The organism is Brasilonema octagenarum UFV-OR1, assembly GCF_963888615.1.
GTDB classification, from domain to species: domain Bacteria; phylum Cyanobacteriota; class Cyanobacteriia; order Cyanobacteriales; family Nostocaceae; genus Brasilonema; species Brasilonema sennae.
On the sequence record NZ_CAWPKW010000050.1, the window covers coordinates 20,646 to 39,968 of the forward strand.

Genomic DNA, 19,323 nt, shown 5'->3' on the forward strand with positions numbered 1-19,323 from the left:
CAAGCAAAGTTTTAGATTTGAATGCTACTTGGTATGAGATTAGCCTATCTAAATGTTTAGGGATGAGATATGAACAATTTTTGGATAGATGTGTCAAATTTTTGGCTTATACTATCGTTAATAGATTTAATTGCTAAAAGTATAAAAGTGTATTCTGTCGCTTCTACCCAAAGTTAGAAAAATTTTGAAAGTTTTTATTGAAGGTGTTTAAGAATTAAGTGACAAACATCTCTGGCGGCTATTGATTCAGACTCCAGCAAGTCAGTTTGGCGAGTCATAAATAATGGTCTATTGGCAGGAGGAGCAGTTACACTACCATGAGAACCACGCACTAGAGTAGCTTCTAAGGGAATAACATCCATTAAGTAGCGAAAACCAAGCTGTTTTTTCAGCAGTTTTAAACCAATTTTGAACTGGGGAAATTTGATATCCGGATCAATGAATAATTCCACAGGATCATAACCAGGCTTACGATGAATATCAACTGTTCTGGCAAAATCAGGGGCACGATTGTCATCAAGCCAGTAGTAGTATGTAAACCAAGCGTCTGAGTTTGCGATCGCCACTAATTCTCCTGACCTTGAGTGATTCAAACCGTAAGCTGGCTTTTCGTCTTCGCCTAAAACTTGAGCAACACCCTGGGTGTCTTCTAAGAGCGATCGCACTTTAGGAATATAAAACGGGTCATTCACATAAACATGAGCAATTTGATGGTCTGCTACGGCAAAAGCCTTACTTGATCCGGGGTCAAGCAGTTCTCGCCCCAATTCCTCACGCACGGTTAGCAAACCATTTTCCCGCAGTATCCGATTGAGGTGGACGGGTTGGGATACGGGTGTAATACCGTATTCTGACAAAACAATAACTTGAGCACCTCGATTTTCGTAGTACTGAATCAAATCGCCGCAAACAGCGTCAATTTCTTGTAAATCCTTAGTAACTCGGTTGTCCTCAGGACCAAACTTTTGCAAGCAATAGTCCAGATGAGGCAGGTAAATTAGAGTCAACGTTGGGTTGCAGCGTTCTTCTACCCACTTGGCGCTGTTAGCGATCCACTGAGTAGAAGCAATGGATGTGTTGGGACCCCAGAAATTGAACAGAGGAAACTGACCTAGTTCAGCTTGGAGTTGCGCTCGCCATTCTTGAGGCTGTGTATAAATATCGGGAATTTTTCTACCATCAGCTGGATACATTGGTCGGGGAGTCACTGCATAGTCCCCCGATGAGTACATGTTGTACCACCAAAACAAATTGGCGCAGGTAAAAGATGGATCTAATGAGCGTGCTATGTCCCACACTTTAGGAGTCTGAACGAGTTTGTTAGACTGTCGCCAAAATTTCACTTCACACTCATCGCGAAAGTACCATCCATTGGCGACAATGCCATGTTCATTCGGCATTTTGCCTGTGAGATAAGTTGCTTGAGCGGTGCAGGTGACAGCAGGTAACACGGGGGCGATCGCACTGACTTTCCCAGAAGCCGCCCAACGTGACAGCGAGGGTGTATTCTCTCCCAGTAGACTAGGCGTTAATCCTACTACGTTGAGAACAACAGTTTTATTCATAGTTCTGATGGAAATAACTTTATAATTCAGTCGCAAGCTTAACAGCTGATCAAATCTAAAGGACTGCTATTTACTAACATTTTTGATAACACCCACTCATACTCTCGTTGAATTGATGCTAGTAAATCTAGTTTCATCTCAGTCGGCAGCACTTCCCAAGTATAAGTTTCAATTTCCAGGTGGCTACAGGCATGATTCATTTGCAGCAAGTCTAACACGGTAGAAATGTCGTCTTGAGTAGATTGGAACAGATGGTAATCGTGGATAAAAATTGGGACATGAAAGTGAATCCGCCATTCACGGTCTGTGGTATTCTCTAAATCTGGTAAAGCCTTTTCCAAATCTGTATAATGACGTAAGCGTCCTGTGCTTTCGCGGGCTATTACTTGATGTAAGTACGTAGACTCAGCAAAAGGAAGTAACCGCTTTTTCACTAGAGAGCGCTGTTCTATATCGTTGGGTATGTTCACTTGCAACGCAGCACTGATTTGAATTTTACCAACTTGAATTCCTGCTGCTTGAAATTGCTTGAAAACCGAGACTGGGTTTTCATACTCCACAGCAAAGTGGCACGTATCATAACAAACACGAACGTGTTCTAGTATGAGAGCTTCAGCTGCTTCTAAAGAAATCCCCAGATGCTTTGCTAAATATTCTCCACCAATAGGCAACAAGTGCCTCTGAAAATAATCAACCACTTCAGCCGCATTTTCTATCAATCCATCTGGTTCTGGTTCCAAATCTATGTGCAGGAGTTTTCCTGTTTCGGTTCGGATGCGTGCCATTTGTGCCACAACCTGTGCTAAGTTGAGGCTGGCGCTGCTTGTCAAGGATGTCAGGAAAAGTTGATTTCCCTCGAACCAAGGTTTATATGACAATGGTAGTGTAGAAATGCTACCCTCCATATCGGCGGGCAAGAGTTGTGCCAGGATATTTACCAGTCGAAGGGTATACTCCAATCGCTCCTGCTTAGACCAGTCTGGTGCATAAACTTGGTCTTTGACAACCTGCCTATGAAATCCACCGAAGGGAAAACCATTTAAGGTAAACACGTATAAGTCAAGTTCTGTTAACCATGACTGAAACTCGGCTAAGGCGTTTCCTTGTAGCAGTTCTCTGGTTGCGACATCCGCCAAGCGCAATCCAATACCATAGGGTTTTTCTGGGGCTAGCCGTGCTTTGAGTGCAGGAATGTATTGCTTTAAGTTGGCAAAGACTTTGCTCCATTCTTCACCAGGATGAATATTCGTGCAGTAGGTTAGGTGAAAGTTGTGATTTGTTTCTATTTTCATATCTCTCAAGAAACACAGGGAACAGGGAACGCTTAACAGGGAATAGAGAATAGGCAACAGGCAACAGGGTGAATGGTGTTTGTTTCATATGTTGCTAGTGGTTTTCTACCAAACCGTGAGAGGCTTACATCACACATTCCCAACCTGAGGCTGGTAAGGAAGAATTGTAAAACTCACCCAACAACCAAGTTGCTTGCCGAAATAGAGAAATATCTACCTCGTGAACCTCTATACCCTTACCAAGACCTTGCAATAGCGTGAGGGTTAATTCACCGCCCAGGTGTTCGCGAAACTCACTCAACCCCCGGAATAAGCAACGCGGATGTTCCAGTTCTGTTATTTTTTCAGACAGTTCTGGTACGTACAATACAAAGTTTAATGACAACAAAGTATTTAATATCCGCTGCCACTCTAACCGAGACAGCAGCCCTATCAGGTAAGAATAAGTACTGTCTAAAGCAATGCCGATCGCCACTGCTTCCCCATGACGTAATCTATGGTTTGTCAGCTGCTCAAGTTTATGTGCTGCCCAATGACCAAAATCCAATGGACGAGATGAACCCACTTCAAAGGGATCACCATTGTTAGCAATATGATCCATATGCAATTGAGCACAACGGTAGATGAGTTGTTGCATGGAGTTCATGTCTCGACAGATGAGCGCGTCAGCGTGGGTACTGATGTACTCAAAGAAGTCAGCATCCTTGATCAGCGCGACTTTTACTGCTTCTGCGATTCCAGAACGCCAGTCACGGTCATTTAGGGAAGTTAAGAAGCTAAAATCATTTAAAACTGCATAGGGTGGGGCGAAAGTGCCAAGAAAATTCTTTTTGCCAAAGGCGTTAATTCCGTTCTTGACTCCTACAGCAGAATCATTTTGTGCCAACACTGTTGTCGGAATACGAATCAGACGAATTCCTCGATGTGCTGTTGCTGCTGCATATCCAACTAAGTCTAATACAGCACCACCACCAATTCCTAATATGTAGGAGTGGCGGCAAAGCCCCACTTCATCTATGATTTGGTGAATTTTTGAGAGTTCATTTGGATCGTTTTTGGCTGCTTCTCCTCCTGTGATGATGATGGGATCGGCAACAAGTTTAAGTCTATCTGGATGGCGATCGCAATAAGCAGCAATTTGCTTGAGTAGCGTCCGTCGAGACTCCAACAATCCTGAATCTACAACTGCTAAGACTTTTTTTGGTCCTACTTCCCCATTGGCAGCAATCACTTGTGCCAGCAGGGAATTTTTCAGATCAAACACATTATTGGTGAAGTGCACCTTGTACTGGAAGGTGACTGAGAAACTTTGCCGGATGGGTTGCAAATTAAGTGTAGCCTTTTGCTTGATGTCAATTACCATATTTTTGGGGATATTTCTAGAAGCGCGGCACGATTTAAAGCTTGAAGGAACATCTGGCTTGAGTGTGAATTGTTAAGCTTGACTTTGTCGTTGATAACGTAAAAAGGTACGCTAGTGATGCCATTCAATCGAGCAAATGTTGATTCGGCTAGAACTCTATCGGCAATAGCGTTATCGTTCAATTGCAGTCGTAACTTAGTAGAATCCATACCAACTTTTGTGCCGATAGCAACAATCACCTCAAGTTCACCGAGGTTCAAACCCTCTTCAAAGTAAGCCTTGTAAACTGCTTGCACAACATCGTTTTTGATGTCATCTGGTGCTAGGGCAATCAATTGATGGCAAAGGATAGTGTTGACAGCTAAATGAATCTTGTTAAAATCTAATTTGACTCCCGCTGCATGACCAACGTTTTGCACGTGGTCAAATAGGCTCTCTATTGCTTGCGGTTCTATACCTTTTCTCTGTTGCATATAGCTACGAAATTCGTAACCAGCAGAAGGTAATGGAGTTGTCTAGAAGAAATGGGTGCCACCGAATTTTAACCGTTTGTTGATATTGTGCCAAAGCATCAAAAAGATGCTTCTGACCGATTCGGCACCACGGGCATACCGTGAGACAGCGCTGCAGGAGGGTTTCCCTCCGTAGGCGACTGCGAACCCGAAGGGTATCGTGATAGATGTCGATCAGCATAGTTTTCGTGACTCAGGTTGGCAGAAGTAATGCTTTGTTCGTGAAAAAAGCTTTGAGCAGTTTCAAATTCCTGGATGATTGCAGTTCGATCTTTCTGTGCGACTAAGCTTGCCAAGCGCTGATAAGTATCGGCTAATTTAGCAATGGCATGACATCTATCTTGTGTAGCCAGCATAATGTCTACACATAAGTGTGGGCTTTGAGTAAACAAACGCTTAATGATGTCTATTTCTTGACGGTAGCTTGGACTTGACATGCACAAACTGCGCTCTATGTCAATTTCTTCTTGTGCTAAGAAAACACCAACGCTAAATCTGGAGAAGTGCCTTGTTGCCTGAATAATCACCATCATGTAGTCATGTTCTTCAGGTGTTGAGACTATGACTTCTCCACCCTGACTTTTGATAAAGTCTAATAACCACTCAAATGAATCGTCCTGGCGACCTGGACAAGCCACTACCTTTTGTTCGGCAAAGGATTTGACATTTGGGCCAAACATGGGATGTAATCCCATAACCGGACCACGATGGTATTCAAGCATCGCTGACATCGGCTCAGTTTTGAGACTTGTGATGTCACAAAGTGCTGTGGTTGGTGCAAGATATTGGGCCGCACGCTTTATAACATCTGTTGTCCATTGAATTGGAACACAGACGATCACAAGTTCAGCACAACAGAGGAGCTTATCTGCATATTCCCAGTCTTCATTTTCGAGAATACTGACATTGTGACCAGCTGCTGTCAGTTGCTGGGTAAAGAATCTACCCATTCTGCCACGTCCACCGATGATGGTGATTTTCCGGGGTGTTATCTGTGTAGACGAATATGAGGCAACAGTGGAAAGGGCTGCATAACAACTGTTAACTAAATTAAGCCAAACTGATTCAGGAACACCAGCTTGGGCAAGTGAGGAGGCGAGAGTTGCCAGTTGTTCTTGTATAAGTGAAATTTCTGATGCTGTTAAAAGTGTATGGCGTTCGCGTAGCGCGCCCTGTTGCCCAACCGCACGGAGTGCGGTTACCTCAAAGTTCGGCTTTGAGGAAGCCTGTTCTGGAAGAACAGGCGCTTGCACATACGGGCGATCGCCATTGCTCCCAAGGGCAAGGCTTGCTGTGTGAGTATCGCGCAGCAGATCATACAGGCTTTGATCTGTTTGCTTAAACAATTCTTGGGTAATAGGTTTTTAGAACAAATCAATAGATGCAAAAAACACAAAGACGCTCTAACGTCAAGAGTGACTGATGACTAATCAAAAGTAGGTGCTACCACGGGAAACACCGTCCTCGGGTATGGGCAAAGCGCACGCCGCAAGGCTAACACCAGTCGCCGTAAAAGCACCCAAACAAGGACTGCGCCGTGCTGGATTCACTCCTGGGCACAATGCCTAGTAATGTCAATAAGTTAAATATCAATAATCGATTCGCTAGAGGTCAATTTTGGTAACATACCTAAAGAAGGTGATTCGCAGCTTGTAGCAACAACTTCGCTAAATAGGGCTTCGTACTCAGCTAAGGCTTGCTCAAACGAATAGTGTTCTACAGCAAACAGCCTTCCAAAGTAACCCAGCTTTGCAGCTTTTTTTCGATTGTGATACAAATCCACGATTCCTTCTGCTAGCGCTTCTGGTGATTCTGGTGCGACAACTATGCCGCCGCCACTATTACGCACTGCCCGTGCTGCTGTACCAGAGACGGGAACAGAGGCGACAATCGGACGACCACTAGCCAACAACAGTGGGATTTTGGAAGGCATATTGAAGGAGATGACATTGCGCTTTTGCACCACCAAACCCACATCTGCCGCTGCTAGCATTTCGGGTAATTTTTCTCGCGGCATCAAAGGTACAAGCAACACGTTGTCAGCCCCACATTTTTGACAATATGCCTCCAATCTTTTCAATGCTTTTTCTTCCCCAGCAATAACAAACACGATTTGTGGTATGTGACGCAGCCTAGATGCAGCTTCGATGACTGTTTCCAATCCTTGTGTTAAGGCAATGTTGCCGGAGTAAAGCACAACAAATTTATCTTGGAGTTGATTAGCGATGCGAAATGGGTTGCTCTTTTTTGGTAAGGGGCGGCTAAAATTCACATTCACCCAATTAGGAATGCAAACAATTTTTTGAGATGGGACTCCCTTGTCAACTAAATTCTCAACAAATCCATCGGCAATCACGCTAATAGTGTGTGCGCTACGATATGCAAATTGTTCGATCGCCCTCAATGCACGAATCATCAATTTGTTTTTAATCAGCCCCATGCGCACAGCGGCTTCTGGTAATATATCTTGTACATTTAGTATGACTGGACAGTTATGTAACCAACCAAGTAGGGTTGCTGGTAAGGAGACCAATAGTGGTGGTACTGTCAGGAGAATGACATCAGCTTGCCAACCGTTGAGAGCTTGTGGCAAGCTTGTAAACACAAAGCTCAACTCCAAGAGCAATCTATCTATCAGGTTTGGTTTAGATTTAATCCGTAAATAACTACGCTGGATGGTCACGCCGTTTTTTTGTTCGGTCATGTACCACTTGCCTCGATACTCTTGGTAGATCTCCCGTTGGGGATAGTTAGGCATTCCTGTAATCACTCGCACTTGGTGACCTTGCTTTACCAGTCCTTCTGCCAGTTCGGTCATTAAAGGGGCAATTCCGATTGGCTCTGGATGATAGTTGTAAGAATAAATGATAATCCGCATTATCCGTTTCTTTGTTGGGTAAGGTCAAATCGAAGGTGTGAGTTTTGTCGTTTTCTTACAAGATGCACGGTGAGTCGCGGTATGAGGCTAAGCTGAGTAGTATTAATCCAGCATATTCTCTAATGTTTACTCCTGATATAAGCTCTAAGATAGAATTTTAACGTGTGCCTCAAGTAACAGCAAACATTTGTGACAAAGCCATTGAAATTGGTAACAGACTCAGAACCAGTAATCCATATGGCAAGCTAGCAAAACCAGCAGCGACTGCGGCGTCTAAAACTATGAGTGACAAGACTCCTGCACGCACTGCTGTGCGGATGTTTTCTGGAGAAGGTTTGCTCACTGCCTTGATAAAAGGTAGTAACACTCGCACAGCTAGCAACACAATAAATGGCAAAACTGCAAGCAGGTGATAATTCTCTAAAAAACTCAATCCTAACAGTCCAGCTAGAACTGTGCTAATTAGCACAAGTGTGAACACACCCGTAGTACTCTTACCTCCATGAACTTCACCTCGACTAAGAGTTGTTACCGCAGCGATGTAAACAATGGGAATCAGCGCTAAAAACCAGTAGTTTGATACCATTGGTGAAACTGCGCTCACACCAAGCATGAGGTTGCCACCGCGACAAACCCCCATGTTGAGCGGCCCAAAAATCGGGTGATGTTTGCTATATGCATCGTAGAGGATCGCAGCAGCAGCAATGCCACAAGCCAGAGTAGCACTCAACCAGGTAACTTGAGAGGCTGCTAGTATGCCAATACTCAAAAGTAAACTTCCTAGAATAGATGCTGTCAATTGAGATGCTCTACCGCTGGGAATAGGTCGTTCAGGTCTTTCTACAGTGTCTATTTCAGCATCAAAGACATCATTAAAAACAATACCACCCCCATATAAACCTGTTGTTGCTAGAAGCAACCATGCAAGTGATATCAAATCAGAGGAAGATGGGGCAATAAAGACAATGCATCCGGAGGCTGCGAAGCCAGCTAGAATATCTGCCCACGCGGTAACGATGTTAGCAGGTCGTAGTAACTGGAGATATGCCCAAAAGCGAGAAGAATTTAAGGTTGCAGCGTTCATAGCAAGCAGGTGGAGGAGGAAAAGATTGACTTTTTACTCGATCAATGCATACTCACGAGTCGGAGACTCAACGACGGGTTTTTGTCCCCGAAGTACCGAGTTACCACTAAATAGCTGTCGCTGGTCGATGGGGGATGGGTTGAGCCAGTCTGACTCCTGCATTTGACCGCTTTGGCTGTAAGCAGCAAGTGCATTTTCATAACAGACAGCTCGTATATGCGCTTCTATAATTCCCCTTTCTCGCATGAGGTGGGCAGTCTTAGGAACTGCGAGTGGATCGCTGACACCCCAATCAGCACTGCTGTCTACGATGATGCGATCACATCCGTACTGGCGTACAACCTCAACCATGCGGGCATTCCCCATTTTGGTATTGGGGTAAATTGTAAAAGCTGCCCAAAAGCCCCGATCTAAAACTTCCTGCACAGTTTCTTCGTTGTTGTGATCCACAATCACTTTTGATGGATCTAAGCCATGCTCGATACAAACATCCATACTGTGACTGGTGCCTGCTTTTTTATTACGGTGAGGTGTGTGAATCATCACCAGCATATCTAGTTCTCTTGCGAGTTCTAGCTGCAAGCGAAAGTATTTGTCTTCTTGTGGAGTCATGTCATCGTAACCAATCTCACCAATGGCTACAACTCCTTCTTTGCAAGCGTATAAAGGCAAAAGTTCCATGACTTGCTCTGCCAACAATTCATTATTGGCTTCTTTGGAGTTCAAGCCAATCGTACAGTAGTGTTTAATACCAAATTGCGCCGCACGGAATCGCTCCCACCCCACTAAGCTGCTAAAGTAATCTTGGAATGAACCAACGCTGGTACGAGGTTGTCCAAACCAGAAAGCAGGTTCAATAACAGCGACAATGCCAGAGTCCCGCATGTTTTGGTAATCGTCGGTTGTGCGGGAACTCATGTGAATGTGAGGATCTATATACATCATGGGAGTAGTGTTCATTTTTACAAAAATAGTTATAAACTTGTAGTAAGCGCTAGAGCGGTGACTACGAAATAATTAAGCTCTTCCAAGTCAAATGCCCTGCTTGAATTTCGGCTTGTATGTTTGGATAACGGGCAAGGAGTGTTTGAGCAGCTGGTAAAGGACACTCAGCAATGGCGATCGCCGCCCCTGCTTGTTGAACCGGATCGGGGTCTTGTATTGCTCGCTCCAAATCAGCTAACATTGCATTGTCGGCAAATCGCCCCACCAGTCGCCAGAGTTCAGGAGATACTGTACGCTTTGCTGCCCAACGTTCATGGGCATAATCAACTAGCATTCTAGCTAGTTCTGGATTTGCACGCTGGTCAAGCCCTTGAATCAGATGTAAAGGGCTGCCCACGAATAGGGCTTTCAACACCATCTGATTCCAAGCAAGGTCACCCAAATACTGTGCTGGATAGGAATTTCCCAAAGCCACAGCGTTGAAGACTGCGGTCATATTACTGCGAACTCCCTCAGCGGCACGATTACGAAATTTTTCTGGGTAACGCAAAAGTGGTAATGCTTGGTAAAGTGCGACTAACTCTCCTACATCAGCAGCTGTAAAAACTCGCTCTAAGGTTTCTAAATACTTCTGCTCATTATCCTGTGGTAAAGCCAGTACCAGTAAGATGCGAGCAGCTTGATCTACACTCCAATGACTGGGAAACCAACCTGTCCGGGCAGAACAGGCTGCTTCTAGTTCTGTTTTTGTCAGCTGTAAATCATTTTTGCCTGTATAACGAGGCACAGCGCTAAAAGCACTAAAAAATACTAACGTATTGACGGCGGTTTTGATTTGCTCTATCTTCTGTTCTAGCCAGGTAAGAGCTTGACTATTAAGGCGTTGCTTCAACCAATTATGCAGTAATTCATTAGCACTAATTGTTGTTTTTTCTAAATAACTTGCAAAAACCATTACTTTATAAGTATTTAGTTATGTAAAAGAACCAGAATTTTTAGGAATACGTTCCCAAGCTGTAGCCTGGGAACGAGGCGAAAAAAATTAAGGTTGAAGAAGTACAAAATTCGGAGTGTCTAAACAGCAGCTTTTTCTGGTTCCTCTAAACTGAGGGTTGCTTTTTGCTGCTTTTTCCGCAATGTGCTGGCAGTAGCGCCAATTCCCAACAAGCCTAAACCTAATAGTGAAGCAGGTTCAGGTACTTTGGTTGCGCCATCCTTAACGACGTTCAACACTTGAACGCGACCTTGGAAGAAATCGCCTACATACAGCTTGTTATCTTTGAGGGTTGTGCCACCTGTCCAATTAAATCTGCCTGGAGTCAGGTCGAGGGGATTGCCGAATGGAGGATCGGTTAATCCTGGAGGCGGGACTGGGTTGCCTGATGCATCGAGGGCTGGTTGACCGTAGGAAGTCAGGAACTTACCGTTTTTATCGAAAACCTGAACACGGCTATTGATAGAATCAGCTACATAGACATTCTCTTGGTCGTCCACTTCGATGCCAATTGGCTGAAGAAGCTGTCCAGGTCCGCTACCTACGGAACCAAATGCGTACAGAGGTTTACCATTTGGATCGAGTACCTGAACGCGGTTGTTATATTGGTCAGCTACATAGATATTTCCACTAACTGGGGAAATTCTCGTACCGGCTACACCTTGGAATTCTCCAAGTCCAGTGCCAGTGGTGCCACCAATGACACCAATTTGCTGTCCGTCTGGTGTGAATTTAAGGATCCTTTCACCGTTAAAATCACCAACGTACACGTTGCCAGCTTTGTCAAATGTCACACCAGATGGTCCAAAGAAAAGCCTACCTGGTACCAGAGGGGTAAATTCTCCATTTGCAAAGGATCTTATAAAGTTACCCTGAGAATCGAATTGATTGATGCGGTTGTTGTAAACATCACCTGCATACAAATCCCCTGTGACTGGATTAAAGTCTACAGTTGTTGGCTCGTCAAACTGTCCGGGTCCTGTGCCACCAGAGCCAATTGCTCCAATATACTCACCACTAGGACTAAATTTTTCAATTTTGTTACCGAGGTTGTAGTTAGGAGTACCATCCGGGTTAACACCGCGACCGTTACTTACAAGGGTATTCCCTTGATCATCCACCGCTATACCTTGGGGAACAAACAGCTGCCCAGGACCGAAACCAGGACTACCAATAGAGCGATCGTACTGTAAGCTTAACGCCATAGCTTGGGCTGCAGCAGCCGCTACGAGAAAGCCGGCACCGATGAAGGCAAGTGACAAATTCTTGACTAATCCCATAGTGAATCTTCTGTGTTATGAGTTATACTTTTACCTAGGTTTATGTCGTTCCCGGATCTAGTCTGGGAACTTCATTCAATATTGTGTTGCTGTCTTTCAAAAAGACAGCTTTCTATTTGAAGTAGTAGCCTATTTCTTGGGGATTCTTTGGCATAATTCCAAGAAACAAACAAGAAATTAGATAGTTTCTACCTTATGCAACAGATCTTCTTGGCGCTTGCGCTTCATTGCTTTTACGCCTACAGCAGTAGCCAGTAATAAACCAATCACAGAAGCGGGTTCAGGAACTTTTGTCGCACCACCAGAAGATCTAGGATCAATCTTGATCAGTTGTCCTCCTCGTTCCCCTGCTACGAGTCTGGCACGATTTGAGATGTATAAATCGCCATCAGGACCGAAAACTAATCCAGAAGCTGCTTCTAGTCCATCACCACTCCAAATAGTTTGGCGAGTTCCATCCTTAGCTATTTTGATTACAGAACCACTGATATCACCAGTGATAACACCACCCTGTTGAATGCCCTTCCATTCTGACTGATTGATGTGTTGCAATGCATACAAATTGCCCTCAGAGTCGTATGTCACGCCAGTCAGCTGTGTAAAGCCATCAGCAAGGACTTGTGTTTGCAAAGTATCGGGGTCAACTTTAAGGATACGTGCTTCATTTTCTGGATAAGGAAAATAAGTGTATTCGCTTAGGGTTAAGCTGCCATCAGGAGCAACTGCGATACCTGTAGGCACTGATTGGTTTGATACCGGAAGACCATTGGAAGCACGACTATAACCTGGGGGTAGTGGTGCGCCTCCTGTTGGGTCTGTTGTCCCCTCAGGAAGAGTTGGGAATTGGTCTGTACTTAGTGATATTACTTTTTGAGGTATGGCTGCTACGTTCTTAATACCGCTGCCGTCTAGTCCTACAGAATAGATCGAGTTGCCACCCCCATCAACGACGTAAGCAGTATCACCCTTAATTGCAAAAGCATAGGGGTTGTTAATCAAATCTGTGCCATCAGGATTATATTTAGCTTCGTAAGCTGCAAAATCGGCAAGACTTGTCAACGAACCGGTGTTTAAATCTACTTTGTATAATTGTCCAAGTAAAGGGCTTTGTAACTTGGTGTCGCGCGAGTTCGGATCGCCAGCTAAGCCATACAAAAGATAAGCGTTGCCTTTGGAATCAAATTTGAAGTCGGCAGGACCGGCAGCTTGTTCGCCAGAGGGGACTAACGCTATGGACGGAAGATTTGAGAGCACAGTTGTTTTTGTACCGTCCTTAGCAATTTTGACAACGCTACCAGTATTACCAGAACATAAAGGAATATATTGCGCGCTGGGTGATGGTATGCAGTTTACTCCGCCGTTTCCATCGCCCCCTCTACCACTCTCTGTTAGGTAAATACTGCCGTCAGGAGCAAAGTCAAGATTCCGTGGGTTATTAAGACCGTCAGCTACTACTGACAGCGATGCTGCTCGCGCAGCTTGTGTTCCACAAGTAGCAGCGACACAAACAGAGAAAAGAAGAGCAAATGACTTGAATTTCATACTTGTAAAAATGGAGTTGTGAAATGTCGTAGGGTGTTAGAGATGAACAGTCCCAATAAGTGGGATGTGAAAATCAAGCATCTGCCGCAATAGTCCCTACCGATAGAGAGGAACTGGCGTTGCTCCGGCTTGAAATTTTTACCAAAGTGGTAGGAGCCTCGCTCTTGTGTTGTGTAGAGGCTCTTATAAGTTGGTTATGACTCTATAGCATGTTCATTCAACAGACATTGAATGAACACAATGATCAATGATGATCAATTCTTATGATTTGCCCTTTTCCTGGCAAACTGCCTCGATTGATTAGATAAAGCGCACCCTCAGGACCAATAGTCAGTGCACTAGGAGCCTCTAATCCATCACCACTGAGAATAGTTGTGCGAGTCCCATCAGGAGTGATTTTGATCAGACTTCCATCCAGCTTTCCTTTCCAGCCTGACTGATTCATGTGCTGCAATGCATACAAGTTGCCTTGATCATCGAAAGCCAGATCAATCAGTTGCGTAAAGCCATCAGCATAGACTGATAGTTGACCATCAGCATCCACTCGGTAGATTTTTGCTTCACCTTCTGGAAAAGGAAAACCAGTGAATGTAGTGACGTAATAAGCACCATCTGGACCTTTGGCGATTCCTGTAGGTACAGATTGAATCGTTATTTGGGATGGTGTTGCATTACGGTAAGCACTGGGAGGTGGCACGTGTCCCCGGTCAAAATTTTGGGAGTTAGAACCAGGGAATATTGGATTAGTAACAGGTTGGTGGGGAAGTACAGCGATTGCGTCCAAATGACTTCCATCGGTGCCTACACTCAGCAAATCGTTTGCACCCGGATCAACAATAACAATCTTGTCGCCATCTATTAGAAAAGCCAGAGGATTACTGACGACATCGCCTCCATCAGGGTTATGAGTCAGTTCGTAGTTGGCTATATCGGCAACAGTAGTCCACGAATTCGTATCGAAATCGGGAGTGATAATTTTTCCTAAGTCGGAATCACTAAATGTGCTGTCGCGTAGGGCTGGATTTGCAGCGTACCCGACCAGAACATAAGGCTTACCTGTAGTATCAAACTTTATATCGTGAGGACCGGCGGCTCCAGTGCCATCTGCAAATGCCAGGGAAGGGAGTCCAGTGACTATACGTTTTATTGTATCATTCTCTACTTTTAATATAGCACCTGTTGTGCCATAAAGTAAAGAACCTTGACCACTTGGTGATGGAACGTTAGCGCCATCTCCCCCCGTACCAGCCTCTGTAATATAGAGACTACCGTCAGAACCAAAGCTTAGACCTTTGGGATTATCAAGACCGTCGGCAAGTACCGTAAAAGACGTAACAGTAATTTGTTCCAGTTTCATGTGTCACAACACAGGTCGGCTTTAAATTTTCTATGTAGAAGCTCGCATTGTTAACAACAAGCACTGACAGCGTTTTCACCCTGACTATATAAATTTATTTTTTTATTAATTAATTATTCATTGTTAGTAGTTAGTTGTTTTATTAACCACTAACTACTAATAAGTCACTACTTAGCCTGCGGCATATAGCTCAAACCTTGAGCTAATGTATCAAGGTTGCCAGCTTTGCCTTCCAAGATACGCTTGATATTCAAGCTCTCAGAGCCAAAGTCTTCGATTTGGAGTTTACCGTGAGGCAATTGCTCACCTGTCTTCCAGAATGTAATCCGATGCTGGATGAAACCAGGAGCCTCCGGATCACCGAAAGCATGGGAGGTTGGGATCAGCAGCACCGGAGAGCGTTGATAAAATCCGTAGTCTGGATAGAAGAATTCGTGTTCCAGCAAGTACGATTCGTTAACAGGTTGCAGCCGCTGAGTCACTTTGACCTTTTGGTCATATTCATCGCGGAACTCTCCAGACTGACCAGAAATTTCGCCATCTGCTCGCAGTAGGTGTGCCCAATCATCCATGTTTTTGAGGTCTGACAAATACTCAATCCCCATCTCTATTGGGGCATTAACATAGACGGTGTCGGTATCAACGTAATAACGCCCTTTTGCGGCGGCGCTAAGACCAGCTTTGCGTTCCAAATTACCTTTGAGAGAACGACACTCGGAAGTGTGTACCGTGTGAATTCCCTCCATGATCAAGGGACTGCGCCGCTTGGGATCGACGAAACTGATCCAGTGTAAGTACACGCCCTTTTCATCCGTTCCCGGTTCAACGTACTCGGCAGGAAAAAGCAGGACAGGATAAACCTGATAATATTTCTGATACTCTAACCCGCAGTGCCATTCAATGCCGTAAAAATCTGGATGATCGAGTCTTTTGACGTGATAGTAGAGCTTTTTCTGATAACCAGACGCAGTTCCGAGCCAGGTATCTTCGTCAACTTGCTCTTCCATGCGGCTATAAAGCGTCCACTCATTTAAATTTTTGAGACTGCAAAGGTATTCATAGGCAGTCTCTGGAGTGGTCGCAATATATGCTGATGTTGCAAATGTATTTCTTTCCGTTACCATTTGTGACTCCTTTACGCCACAGCCATAGTTTTTAGATATTTAGCTTTCAGGATTCTGTCTTCTGCCAACTGCTTAGAAGCATCGTTGGTAGTGATACCCTGCTTTTGTGCTATATCAAAAATTTCAGTTAGCGTATCGTAAATATTAGTTACTTGTTGTAAGGCTCTTTGTTCGTTGTAGCCAATCATTTCGTTGTAGACGTTTATTAGCCCTCCAGCATTAATAACATAGTCTGGACAATAAAGAATTTCTTTTGCCGCCAGCATTTGACCGTGGAGTACTTCAACTCCTAACTGATTGTTGGCACAACCAGCAACAATTGAAGCTTTGATGTCAGGAATCGTTTCACTATTAAGAATTCCGCCTAAAGCACAAGGAGAAAATACATCGACATCTAGAGAGTAAATTTCATCTGGCTCTACAACAGTAGCACCAAAAAGATGTTTGACTTGCTCTGTTTTCTGTGTACTTATATCGCTAACAAATAGTTTTGCCCCATGTTCATGCAAATGTTGGCAAAGATTTTGACCAACATTTCCCAAACCTTGAACTGCGACCCTCAAGCCTTTGAGGTTTTGAGTTTGCAAACGAAACTCAACAGCGGCTTTTATTCCCAGGAAAACTCCCCATGCTGTCACCGGAGCAGGTCCTCCAGACCTTTCTTCTACCCCCACAACATATTGAGTTTCTTGGTTGATAATTCTGACATCTTCGGGGGTCAAATTCACATCTTGACCTGTAATAAATCGTCCTTTTAGACTTTCTACAAAACGTCCGTAGGCTCTAAACAGATCTTCTGTCTTATTTTCTGGATTAGCAATAATAACAGCTTTGCCTCCACCAACCGGAATGTTAGCACAAGCAGCCTTGTAAGTCATACCACGGCTTAGACGAAGAGCATCTTTTAACGCAGCAGCCTCACTGGCATAAGGCCACAATCGTGTCGCCCCCATTGCAGGTCCTAAACTCGTATCATGAATGGCAATAATTGCCTTAATATCTGGGTCTTTCCCATGACAGAACAAAATCTGCTCATGACCCATTTGTGTAACAGTTTCAAAAAGATTCACCACTATCTCCTCGCTCACCTATATATCACCTATGTGTTTGTAGTAAACAGTCTTTGCTATTACCACAAATGACAGCACATTGCAAGTAAATGAAGTACAGTACTGAGGTCTAAAAGGCAGACACAAAGCCCTTTTTACTTTGGTAGCTGAGCTTTGTCGTATGCGCAAAGCGCACGCTAAGAGCGAACGCTTAGCGTCTCCGGAGGAGATAGCTCTGACTTGTGACTCCTGACTCAGGAATTGCTGCTGTAATTAGGCATTGGGAAATGATACTTGTGGAAATAACACCTGCAATTCGGTCTTTTGGGCTGGAGTTGACTTGATTCCTTGTAACGCCAGACCTACGTTGCGTCCTTTGGAGGGTGCGCGTCTATCTGGGTTAATCACGACATCGACAACGATTGGACCAGTGGCTGCCATTGCTTGCTCTAAGGCTGAGAAAACATCCATTTCTTTGCTGATGCGGATTCCTTCGGCTCCCATACCGCGAGCTATCACAGCAAAATTTGCTTGCGGAATTGATGCATCAGCACCTTTGAGTCCCAACATTTCCATGCCTTGGTGGCTCATGTTGTAGCGAGCATCGTTGAGAACAATCCAGACGGCAGGAATTTGGTATTTCACAGCTGTGCTGATTTCATTATTCATAAGCATTGCTCCATCTCCAACGATGGCGACTGCTTTGCTATTGCGTGCGGCTGCTGCTCCGATAACTCCCGCTGCAGCATGACCCATAGCCCCAACTCCGGTACTGATGCGGTAACGATTTGCGCTTGCAAATTGCAGTAAATGTGTTGACCAAAGAAACGAGTTACCACACTCCGCCATCACTATGGCATCGCTGTTATCGATGATTACCTTTTGAATCGCTTCCATCAACACCTCTGGTCTGACTGGAGAGTCTGAACCTGGTTGAATTGTCTGACCTTCAGGACGAGGTAACAAAGATGTAACTGGCGTACTGGTTACAAACTCATCGTCAAATTGCAACAGCGCTTGTAAAAATGCTTTGATGTCTGATTGGACAGCAAAGGTTTCCGCTTCTGGATACGCGACTCCTGGAACTGTTGGGTCGATATCGACGTGCACGAATCCTCCTGGGGGAACCAGTGCTTGATTCCAGAAGCAAGTCGGTTCGCTCAAACGCGTTCCCAGCACAAGTGTTCGTAAAGGTGTTTGCTGTTGCATGTAGGTCATAACGGAACCATGACCTCCCAAGCCTGTAACCCCAACAAATTGAGGATGATCCTCGGGAAAAATACCTTTCCCACGGGGTGAACACATAACTGCTGCCCCGGTTAGCTCGGCGAATTGGAGAATTTCTTCTGCTGCACCACGGGCACCAAAACCTACCCAAATGGCAAACGGTCCTTCTGATAGCAATTGTGTACATTTAACAATTGTTTCTTGATGTGGCACTACCAAAGAACAATTAATTCCTTGGAACAAAAGCGTCCTATCAAGCGGACTTGTTTGCACAGCGGTGGGAATGCTCAAATGGGCGACAAAGCCTCCTGGTTGTGACATACCCAGAGCCAGTTTGCGAAAAATCTGTGGCAGTTGTGCAGCACTCTCCACAGTAGTAGCATAGTTAAACAGCGCTCCTGAGGTAAAAATTCCCTCAGTTGGCAGAGTGTCGCTGCTGGTTTCCTGTATTGCCCACCGTCCGCGCTGTGGTGAGGAGGTGCAAGCTGACAGCAAAATGACTTTCGCACCCTCACCTCTAGCAGCAAATAATCCAGTCAGAGCATTGGTTATGCCTGGTCCTGCAGTAGTAAATACTACGGTGGGACGACCACTAGCAAAGTACGCTTCAGTTGCTGCAAAAGCAGCTCCAGCCTCATGACGACAGTTCATCACTTGTAAGAGGCTATTGGATAGCGATCCCCAAAGACCTGCCATCGCACCCCCATTGACACCAAAGGCGCAGCTGACTCCCAAATCTTCCATCATGTTGGCGATCGCATCTGAAACTGTCAGCGATCGCTTTTGTAAAACTTCTGCACTTTTGGAGTGACCATTGGAATTACCATTTGTCTGCTCTTTGGGAGAGTCAATTGGTTGGTACACCTCGTGTTGGTGAGTGTCGGCTTGAGAATTTGTCTGAGTAAAATTTTGACTCATTGTGTCTACATGTTCCCTGATTGTTGGAGAGGCTACCAATTTGCTTTCTCAGGCTGCACTTGCACACACAGCCTAGCCTTAAGTATCCCTCATGTCCCTATTTTTTCTACATTTTCACGACCCAGTTTGACGAACCCTGGCAAAGACGAGTTGTCGTTTTTTCGTCAGTAAAAAACTTGTTGCGAAGAAGTTA

Annotated in this window: 17 protein-coding genes; 1 reads left to right on the plus strand and 16 read right to left on the minus strand. The window is 44.7% G+C overall.

What is annotated here, in order from left to right; genetic code table 11:
* Nucleotides 1–194: 194 nt before the first annotated feature.
* The 6 genes from AC5590_RS03480 to tyrA all read right to left on the minus strand — a co-directional run bounded on the left by AC5590_RS03480 (nucleotide 195) and on the right by tyrA (nucleotide 6,078).
* Nucleotides 195–1,565, minus strand: coding sequence for an alkaline phosphatase family protein (locus AC5590_RS03480; RefSeq protein ID WP_169263041.1), 1,371 nt, complete (start codon nucleotides 1,563–1,565; stop codon nucleotides 195–197).
* Nucleotides 1,566–1,603: 38 nt separating this feature from the next.
* Nucleotides 1,604–2,857: a metabolite traffic protein EboE gene (eboE, locus tag AC5590_RS03485; RefSeq protein ID WP_169263042.1), complete on the minus strand. Its 1,254-nt coding sequence runs from the start codon at nucleotides 2,855–2,857 to the stop codon at nucleotides 1,604–1,606.
* 124 nt (nucleotides 2,858–2,981) lie between these two features.
* Nucleotides 2,982–4,220: a 3-dehydroquinate synthase gene (locus AC5590_RS03490; RefSeq protein ID WP_169263043.1), complete on the minus strand. Its 1,239-nt coding sequence runs from the start codon at nucleotides 4,218–4,220 to the stop codon at nucleotides 2,982–2,984.
* Nucleotides 4,214–4,693: a DsbA family protein gene (locus tag AC5590_RS03495; RefSeq protein WP_169263027.1), complete on the minus strand. Its 480-nt coding sequence runs from the start codon at nucleotides 4,691–4,693 to the stop codon at nucleotides 4,214–4,216. Before AC5590_RS03495 ends, AC5590_RS03490 begins: the two co-directional genes overlap by 7 nt.
* Nucleotides 4,694–4,697: 4 nt before the next feature.
* Nucleotides 4,698–4,787 (minus strand): hypothetical protein, encoded by a 90-nt coding sequence (locus AC5590_RS03500; protein WP_256379334.1) that lies wholly within the window; start codon nucleotides 4,785–4,787, stop codon nucleotides 4,698–4,700.
* A 4-nt stretch (nucleotides 4,788–4,791) separates the two neighbouring features.
* Entirely contained in the window at nucleotides 4,792–6,078 is a 1,287-nt protein-coding gene (gene tyrA / locus AC5590_RS03505; RefSeq protein WP_248277117.1) for a bifunctional chorismate mutase/prephenate dehydrogenase, read from the minus strand.
* 94 nt (nucleotides 6,079–6,172) lie between these two features.
* Between tyrA and AC5590_RS03510 the strand changes: the two genes are divergently transcribed.
* Nucleotides 6,173–6,301, plus strand: coding sequence for a hypothetical protein (locus AC5590_RS03510; RefSeq protein ID WP_282453038.1), 129 nt, complete (start codon nucleotides 6,173–6,175; stop codon nucleotides 6,299–6,301).
* Nucleotides 6,302–6,314: 13 nt separating this feature from the next.
* Here the strand turns inward: AC5590_RS03510 and AC5590_RS03515 are convergent, their stop codons facing one another.
* The 10 genes from AC5590_RS03515 to scyA all read right to left on the minus strand — a co-directional run bounded on the left by AC5590_RS03515 (nucleotide 6,315) and on the right by scyA (nucleotide 19,130).
* Nucleotides 6,315–7,610, minus strand: coding sequence for a glycosyltransferase family 4 protein (locus tag AC5590_RS03515; RefSeq protein ID WP_169263044.1), 1,296 nt, complete (start codon nucleotides 7,608–7,610; stop codon nucleotides 6,315–6,317).
* Between the two features lie 169 nt (nucleotides 7,611–7,779).
* Nucleotides 7,780–8,694, minus strand: a complete 915-nt coding sequence (gene eboC, locus AC5590_RS03520) for a UbiA-like protein EboC (protein WP_169263045.1) — start codon at nucleotides 8,692–8,694, stop codon at nucleotides 7,780–7,782.
* Nucleotides 8,695–8,727: 33 nt separating this feature from the next.
* Nucleotides 8,728–9,654 (minus strand): TatD family hydrolase, encoded by a 927-nt coding sequence (locus tag AC5590_RS03525; RefSeq protein WP_248277118.1) that lies wholly within the window; start codon nucleotides 9,652–9,654, stop codon nucleotides 8,728–8,730.
* Nucleotides 9,655–9,700: 46 nt separating this feature from the next.
* Complete coding sequence (locus tag AC5590_RS03530; protein ID WP_169263046.1) at nucleotides 9,701–10,594, minus strand: EboA family metabolite traffic protein; 894 nt, start codon at nucleotides 10,592–10,594, stop codon at nucleotides 9,701–9,703.
* Nucleotides 10,595–10,713: 119 nt separating this feature from the next.
* Nucleotides 10,714–11,913 (minus strand): scytonemin biosynthesis PEP-CTERM protein ScyF, encoded by a 1,200-nt coding sequence (scyF, locus tag AC5590_RS03535; RefSeq protein WP_169263047.1) that lies wholly within the window; start codon nucleotides 11,911–11,913, stop codon nucleotides 10,714–10,716.
* 177 nt (nucleotides 11,914–12,090) lie between these two features.
* On the minus strand, nucleotides 12,091–13,455 hold the full coding sequence (locus AC5590_RS03540) for a ScyD/ScyE family protein (protein WP_169263048.1): 1,365 nt from the start codon (nucleotides 13,453–13,455) through the stop codon (nucleotides 12,091–12,093).
* Between the two features lie 244 nt (nucleotides 13,456–13,699).
* The gene (locus AC5590_RS03545; RefSeq protein WP_169263049.1) at nucleotides 13,700–14,812 is read right to left on the minus strand and encodes a ScyD/ScyE family protein; all 1,113 of its coding nucleotides are present in this window, start codon (nucleotides 14,810–14,812) and stop codon (nucleotides 13,700–13,702) included.
* A 167-nt stretch (nucleotides 14,813–14,979) separates the two neighbouring features.
* Nucleotides 14,980–15,936, minus strand: a complete 957-nt coding sequence (gene scyC / locus AC5590_RS03550; RefSeq protein ID WP_169263050.1) for a scytonemin biosynthesis cyclase/decarboxylase ScyC — start codon at nucleotides 15,934–15,936, stop codon at nucleotides 14,980–14,982.
* 11 nt (nucleotides 15,937–15,947) lie between these two features.
* Nucleotides 15,948–17,006 (minus strand): tryptophan dehydrogenase ScyB, encoded by a 1,059-nt coding sequence (gene scyB, locus AC5590_RS03555; protein ID WP_169263110.1) that lies wholly within the window; start codon nucleotides 17,004–17,006, stop codon nucleotides 15,948–15,950.
* 252 nt (nucleotides 17,007–17,258) lie between these two features.
* Nucleotides 17,259–19,130, minus strand: a complete 1,872-nt coding sequence (gene scyA / locus AC5590_RS03560) for a scytonemin biosynthesis protein ScyA (RefSeq protein ID WP_169263051.1) — start codon at nucleotides 19,128–19,130, stop codon at nucleotides 17,259–17,261.
* Between the last annotated feature and the right edge of the window lie 193 nt (nucleotides 19,131–19,323).